At 72.2% G+C, this 6,831-nt stretch carries 8 protein-coding genes; all 8 read right to left on the bottom strand.

Translation table 11 applies throughout. The annotated features are described in order from the left end of the window. On the bottom strand, positions 1-243 hold a 243-nt coding region (locus C2142_RS40470), incomplete at its 3' end, for a hypothetical protein (protein ID WP_241003283.1). 475 nt (positions 244-718) lie between these two features. Then, the gene (locus C2142_RS28340) at positions 719-1,456 is read right to left on the bottom strand and encodes a VIT1/CCC1 transporter family protein (RefSeq protein ID WP_241002824.1); all 738 of its coding nucleotides are present in this window, start codon (positions 1,454-1,456) and stop codon (positions 719-721) included. A gap of 145 nt (positions 1,457-1,601) precedes the next feature. After that, positions 1,602-2,591 carry a prolipoprotein diacylglyceryl transferase gene (lgt, locus tag C2142_RS28335; protein WP_148645568.1) on the bottom strand — a complete coding sequence of 330 codons (990 nt, stop codon included), beginning with the start codon at positions 2,589-2,591 and terminating at the stop codon, positions 1,602-1,604. A gap of 140 nt (positions 2,592-2,731) precedes the next feature. Continuing rightward, positions 2,732-3,595: a thioredoxin domain-containing protein gene (locus C2142_RS28330; protein WP_148645567.1), complete on the bottom strand. Its 864-nt coding sequence runs from the start codon at positions 3,593-3,595 to the stop codon at positions 2,732-2,734. A gap of 56 nt (positions 3,596-3,651) precedes the next feature. Continuing rightward, positions 3,652-4,137, bottom strand: coding sequence for a MauE/DoxX family redox-associated membrane protein (locus C2142_RS28325; RefSeq protein ID WP_148645566.1), 486 nt, complete (start codon positions 4,135-4,137; stop codon positions 3,652-3,654). Positions 4,138-4,262: 125 nt separating this feature from the next. Next, on the bottom strand, positions 4,263-4,523 hold the full coding sequence (locus C2142_RS28320) for a hypothetical protein (RefSeq protein ID WP_148645565.1): 261 nt from the start codon (positions 4,521-4,523) through the stop codon (positions 4,263-4,265). Between the two features lie 187 nt (positions 4,524-4,710). Continuing rightward, a complete protein-coding gene (gene trpA / locus C2142_RS28315; protein WP_148645564.1) occupies positions 4,711-5,520 on the bottom strand; it encodes a tryptophan synthase subunit alpha in 810 nt (269 codons plus the stop codon). 2 nt (positions 5,521-5,522) lie between these two features. Continuing rightward, a complete protein-coding gene (trpB, locus tag C2142_RS28310; RefSeq protein ID WP_148645563.1) occupies positions 5,523-6,785 on the bottom strand; it encodes a tryptophan synthase subunit beta in 1,263 nt (420 codons plus the stop codon). Positions 6,786-6,831: the final 46 nt, after the last annotated feature.

Raw genomic sequence — 6,831 nt, 5'->3', positions numbered from 1 at the left:
GCCGTCACCGGAGTCCGGCTCGGCGCCGGTGGCGCCGCGGTGCTCCAGGTTGCGCAGGACGGTCAGCGCCTGCTCGACGATCTTGTGGTCGGCGATGCCGGTCAGCGTGGCGACGAAACCGACGCCGCAGGCGTCGTGCTCGTTTCGCGGGTCGTACAGGCCCTGAGCAGCAGGTCGCGCATCCGGAACGAGCGCGTACGGCGGGCGCGCTGCGCCGGCCTGGGGCTCGTTGGCGGAGTGCATGGATGCAGACAGCATCGGCTCTCCCGTCGTCGTCATTCGAGGTGCTTGTGCAGTAGGGACGACGTTGGCCCTGATGCGATTTCGTGCAAGTTACATGATGCCCAAGATCCCGGGGAGCGGAATATCGCGTCCACATCGCGGACGGATGCGCAGGTCAAGGGCGCAGTGAGAGGACGTGCCACAGTGCACGTCCCGACGATTGTGCCCGGCGTGGGGCCGTTCGAAACAGGGGCGAAATCCCCCGGCCACAGAAGCCGATCAAGGTCTCCTGCGAATCCATTCCCGGAGTCGGCCCCGGGATGCGAATCCGCGGCTCCGGAGCCCGGATGATGAGACTAGGCCAGGCAACCTCCGCCCACCATGTGCGGAACGTCACGCGTTCCGCCGCATAATCATGCACCGCGCTGTACCATCCCACGACCCCGCCGGCGGGCCGCCCGGCCGGCTTCCCGCCGCCCGGCGGCCTGCCCGCCGGTCAGCCGACCTGTCCGCCGATCAGCCACCCCAGCAGGAACGTCACCCCGGCCGCCGCGCCGCCCAGCACCAGCTGCCGCAGCCCGCTGAACCACCAGGAACGGGCCGTCACCCTGGCCACCACCGCACCGCAGGCGAAGAGGCCGGCCACGGAGAGCAGCAGCGCCGGCAGCAGCGAGGTCGCGCCCAGCAGGTACGGCAGCAGCGGCAGCAGCGCGCCGACCGCGAAGCAGACGAACGATGAGCCGGCCGCGACCCACGGCGAGGGCAGGTCGTGGGGGTCGACGCCCAGCTCCTCCCGGACGTGGACCTCCAGCGTCCGGTTCGGGTCGGCGGACAGCTGTCGGGCCACCTCGTGCGCCAGCTCGGGCTCCACCCCGCGCGCCACGTAGAGCTGGGCCAGCTCGGCCAGCTCGCCCTGCGGGTTGCGGCTCAGCTCCAGCCGCTCGGCCTCGATCTCGGCCTGGACCAGCTCGCGCTGCGAGGCCACCGAGGTGTACTCCCCCGCCGCCATCGAGCAGGCGCCGGCCGCCAGCCCGGCGAGGCCGGTGAGCACCACCGTGCCGCTGGAGACCGCGCCGCCGACCACGCCGGTCATCAGCGCGAAGTTGGAGACCAGGCCGTCCATCGCGCCGAACACGGCCGGCCGCAGCCACCCGCCGTTCACGTCGCGGTGGTGCCCGGCCGCGGGTATGCGGGGGTGGCTCACGGCCTCGGGTTCCAGGGTGGTCACGCTCACGGGGGTCCCCTCCGTTCGATTGGTCTGCCTCGAACGTAGCCCTCCTGACCTGGGCATTTCCAGCAAAGTAAGGCTGTCCGAACAGCGCTCCGGCCGCCCTTCGCGAGGATCGCGGGGGCGGCCGGAGGAACGGGAAAGTCCCAGGTCAGGTCAGGTTCTCGGCGTCCTTGCCGGTCTTGTCGGCGGCCACCGCGGCGGGTTCCGCGTCCGTCTTTTTGTCCACGGGCCGGGACGGCTTCCCCTCCGCGGGGGCCTCCTCCTCGGCGGGGCCCTCCGGGCCCGCGTCGCCGGCCTCCTCCGGCTCGTGCGCCATCGGGTCGATGCTCGCCGGATCCTCACGGCCGGGCCGCTTCTTCCCCACGATCACGAGGTACGCGACGGCGCCCAGGAAGACCACGATCGCCACCCAGTCGTTGAGCCGCAGCCCGAAGAAGGTGTGCGCCTCGTCGATGCGCAGCCACTCGGTCCAGAACCGGCCCACCGTGTACGCGGCCACGTACAGCGCGAAGGCCCGGCCGTGGCCGAGGGTGAACCGGCGGTCCGCCCAGATCACCAGCAGCGCGACCCCGACGCACCAGATCGACTCGTAGAGGAAGGTCGGGTGGTAGATCCCCGTGACGACCTGGCCGTTCGGCAGCGTCTTGTCGATCTCCAGGCCCCACGGCAGCGTGGTCTCCCGGCCGTACAGCTCCTGGTTGAACCAGTTGCCCCAGCGGCCGAGCGCCTGGGCCAGCGCGATGCCCGGCGCGATCGCGTCGGCGTACGCGGGCAGCGGCACGCCCCGGCGGCGGGCGCCGATCCAGGCGCCGACCGCGCCCAGCGCGATCGCGCCCCAGATCCCGAGGCCGCCCTCCCAGATCTTGAAGGCGTTCCAGGGGTTGCGGCCCTCGCCGAAGTACAGCTGGTTGTCGGTGATCACGTGGTAGAGCCGGCCGCCGACCAGGCCGAACGGCACAGCCCAGACGGCGATGTCGCCGACCGTGTGCTTGCCACCGCCCCGGGCGACCCAGCGCTTGCTGCCGAGCCAGACGGCCACGACGACACCGAGGATGATGCAGAAGGCGTAGGCGCGCAGCGGGATCGGTCCGAGTTGCAGGACGCCCCGCGACGGGCTGGGAATGTAGGCGATATCCATGGCAGCTCCGACGCTACAGGGTCGGCGGCCCGCCCCGGGCACCCCCGGGGTCACAGATCCCGAACAACGCGGTACCCGCAGCGGCGCGCCGCCCCCTCCGGACGGGAGGGGGCGGCGGCGGGCGGCCCGGCGGGCGGTTCTCAGCCGGCGGACGGCGAGGGGTTGTTGCTCTCCGAGGCGGTGCTCGTCGGCGCCGGGGACTGGCCGTGCGAGCCGGTCGTGCCGGGCTGCTTGCCCTGGTTGGCGGCGTCCACCCACTTCACCAGGTTCTGCGGGGTGATCTCCTCGGTGCCGTTCTTCGGGTAGACCGGCTGGCCGTTGAGCAGCACCGTCGGCGTCGACTTGTAGCCGGACTTGTCGAAGTCCTGCTGGACGGCGGAGACCCACCCGCCGTACTTGTTGTCGTTGACGCACGCCTCGAAGGCGGGGGTGTCCAGGCCCTCGACCTGCTTGGCCAGGTTGATCAGCACGGCCTTGTTGCCGAAGGCGTCGTTGGTCTCGTCCGGCTGGTTGCGGTAGAGCACGTCGTGGTAGTCACGGAAGTGCCCGGCGTCCTGGGCGCAGGCCAGCGCGTTGGCCCCGTTCTTGGACCCCTTGCCCGGCACAGCCCGGTCGATGAACGACACGATGTGGTAGTTGGTGTAGATCTTGCCGGCGTCCTCGAGCTGGTCGATCGTCGCCGAGAACTCGCGCTCGAAGCCGCCGCAGGCGGGGCAGCGCGGGTCCTCGTAGACGGTGAGGACGGACGGGGCGTTGGCCGCGCCGACCGGGATGACCAGGTTCTTGTCGCCGATCGTGCCGGTCGGGGCCGCGGTCGGGGTCTCCGGCTTGGACCGCTCGTTCTGCACCACCACGCCGGTGACCACGGCGGCGGTGATCACCGCCAGCACCACCCCGCCGACCACCAGCTTCTTCTTCCGCCGGCCGCGGGCCTCGTCGGCCACCCGCTCCGCCAGCATCCGCTCGCGGGCGGTGCGCTTGCCTTCTCGGTTCTTCTCACTCATCTGCCTTGACATCCACAATCGGGGACTGGTGGGGGTGGGTGCGGGGTGCCCGCCGGTCAGCTCGCCAGCCAGCCGTCCACGGAGAACTTGGTGCGGGGCCGCCAGATCAGCCAGCCGGCCAGCACCAGGAAGCCGGTGTCGCGCACGATCTCCTGGAGGTACTCGGTCTGCGAGGCGTCCACCGCCCCGCCGCCGCCGAAGCAGCCGCAGTCGATCGAGATGCCGCGCGCCCAGGCGGAGGCGATCCCCCCGATGAACGCGAGCAGCAGCAGCGCGGAGACCGCGGCCACCAGCCGCACCCCCAGGCCGATCAGCAGCAGCAGCGCGAGCGCCAACTCCAGGAAGGGCAGGGCGTGCCCCACCGGTTTGACCAGCGACTCGGGCAGGATCTCGTACGCCCGCACGGCCTGGGCGGCCTCCGCCGGGTCGGAGATCTTGGCCAGCCCGGCCCAGCCCCAGACCACCGCGAGGCCCAGCCGCGCCGCCGTACCGATCCATTCCGTCCACACCGCACCGCTGCGCGACGCCGGTCCGGCCGCCATAGAGGTAACCCCCTCGGAAAACACCATCACGCCCTGGTGAACCGTCAGGGATGAAGGGTGGTTCCTCCATATTCAGGAATTAAGCCGAATGAGTGACACCTCAGGAGGTTCTGTCCGATTCCCGGCTAGCGGCCGTTCGTACCGCAGCCGGGCGGCCGCCCCGGGTCGCCCAGCCCCGGCCGCCCCTGCAGATGCGATCTGGCGGCCCTGGCCACCGCGTCCGCGCGGGCTGCCTGCGCGCACACGTACGCGTGCCGCTCAGCCCGCTCCGCACCACGCTTGGCCAGCGCCTCCCCCACCACGGTGTGGTCCGCCCCGACCGCGGCCCCCAGCACCAGCACGGCCGCGGCCGCCCGCAGCAGGACTGCTCGCTGGAGACCAGGCACCGGCGGACCCCTTCCGTTCGCTCCACGTGCCGCGCACGTCGTTCGTGCACTCGTCCCTCCACTCAACGCCCGTCAACCCCCGCTGATGCGTCGGAGCGCCACTGTTCACCCGTTCGGGTTCCCCCGGGCACGACGACGGCCCGCCGCCCCCGGCGAACGGGGGCGACGGGCCGTCGTGGAGCGGTGCCTACCGGCGGCGGACGCCCTCCGCCAGCTCGCCGGCCAGGGTGCGGACGGCCGCCAGCGCGGCCTGCTCGTCACCGTCGGCGTCCAGGATCCGCTGGACGAAGGCGGAGCCGACGATGACGCCGTCGGCGAAGCCGGCCACCTGGGCGGCCTGGTCGGCCGTCGAGACGCCGAGGCCGACGCAGACCGGCAGGTCGGTGGTGGCCCGGGTACGGGCGACCAGGTCCTCGGCGAGGTCGCCGACCTGGGCCCGGGAGCCGGTCACGCCCATCACCGCGGCCGCGTAGACGAAGCCGGAGCCCGCCGCGGTGACCTCGGCGAGGCGCTTGTCCTTGCTGCTCGGGGCGACCACGAAGACGGTGTCGAGACCGTGCTCGTCCGCCGCCTTGCGCCACTCCTCGGACTCCTCCACCGGCAGGTCCGGCAGGATGCAGCCGGCGCCGCCGGCGGCGGCCAGGTCGGCCGCGAACCGCGCGGTGCCGTAGCGCTCCACCGGGTTCCAGTAGGTCATGACCAGTACCGCCGCCCCGGGGTGGGCGCCGGCCACCTCCTGGACGGTGCGCAGCACGTCCTTGATCCGCACGCCGGCCCGCAGCGCGATGTCGTCGGCGGTCTGGATGGTCGGGCCGTCCAGCACCGGGTCGGAGTGCGGCAGGCCGACCTCGACGACGTCGCAGCCGCCCTCGACCAGCGCGTTGACGGCGCGCACGCCGCCGTCCACGCTCGGGAACCCGGCCGGCAGGTAGCCGATCAGCGCGGCGCGGTTCTCCGCCTTGGCGGCGGCCAGGATGCCGCTGAGCTTCGAAGCCATGGTCACTTACCCCCGTTGCCGGCGCCGCCGGCCGGCTTGTCGCCGGCCTCGTCGTACAGGCCGAAGTACTCGGCCGCGGTGTGCATGTCCTTGTCGCCGCGTCCGGAGAGCGAGACCAGGATGGTGGCCCCGGGCCCGAGCTCGCGGCCCAGCTCCAGGGCGCCGGCCAGCGCGTGGGCGCTCTCGATGGCCGGGATGATGCCCTCGGTGCGGGACAGCAGCCGCAGCGCCTGCATGGCGGCGTCGTCGGTGACCGGGCGGTACTCGGCCCGGCCGGTGTCCTTCAGCCAGGCGTGCTCCGGGCCGACGCCCGGGTAGTCGAGGCCGGCCGAGATGGAGTGCGACTCGATGGTCTGGCCGTCCTCGTCCTGGAGGACGTAGGTGCGGGAGCCGTGCAGCACGCCCGGGTCGCCCTTGGTCAGGGTAGCGGCGTGCTTCGGGGTCTCGGCGCCCTCGCCGGCCGCCTCGCAGCCGATCAGGCGCACGTCCGCGTCCGGGATGAACTCGTGGAAGATGCCCATCGCGTTGGAGCCGCCGCCGACGCAGGCGACGACGGCGTCCGGCAGCCTGCCGGTCCGGTCGAGGACCTGCTGCCTGGCCTCGACGCCGATGACCCGGTGGAAGTCCCGGACCATCATCGGGAACGGGTGCGGGCCGGCCACCGTGCCGAACAGGTAGTGGGTGGAGTCCACGTTGGCGACCCAGTCGCGGAACGCCTCGTTGATGGCGTCCTTGAGGGTGCGGCTGCCGGACGTGACGGCCACCACCTCGGCGCCGAGCATCCGCATCCGGGCGACGTTCAGCGCCTGGCGCCGGGTGTCGACCTCGCCCATGTAGATGGTGCAGTCGAAGCCGAACAGCGCGCAGGCGGTGGCGGTGGCCACGCCGTGCTGGCCGGCGCCGGTCTCGGCGATGATCCGGGTCTTGCCCATCCGCCGGGTGAGCAGCGCCTGGCCCAGCACGTTGTTGATCTTGTGCGAGCCGGTGTGGTTGAGGTCCTCGCGCTTGAGCAGGACGCGCGCGCCGCCCGCCTCCGCGGAGAAGCGGTGCACGTCGGTGAGCGGGCTGGGGCGGCCGGTGTAGTCCTTGAGCAGCGCGTCCAGTTCGGCGGCGAAGGCCGGATCGGACTTGGCCTTCTCGTACTCCTCGGCGACCTGCTCCACGGCGGCGACCAGCGCCTCCGGGATGAAGCGGCCCCCGTAGGCGCCGAAGTAGCCGCGGGCGTCCGGCACCTCGGCGCCGGGCAGGTAGTCCTTCTCGGACATGGTGAAAGTCCTTCTGGAAGATGACGGCAGTGACGTCGGAACGGCT

The sequence above is a fragment of the Streptomyces sp. CB01881 genome, assembly GCF_002953255.1.
GTDB lineage: Bacteria > Actinomycetota > Actinomycetes > Streptomycetales > Streptomycetaceae > Kitasatospora.
This window is presented reverse-complemented; position numbering and strand designations above follow the sequence as displayed.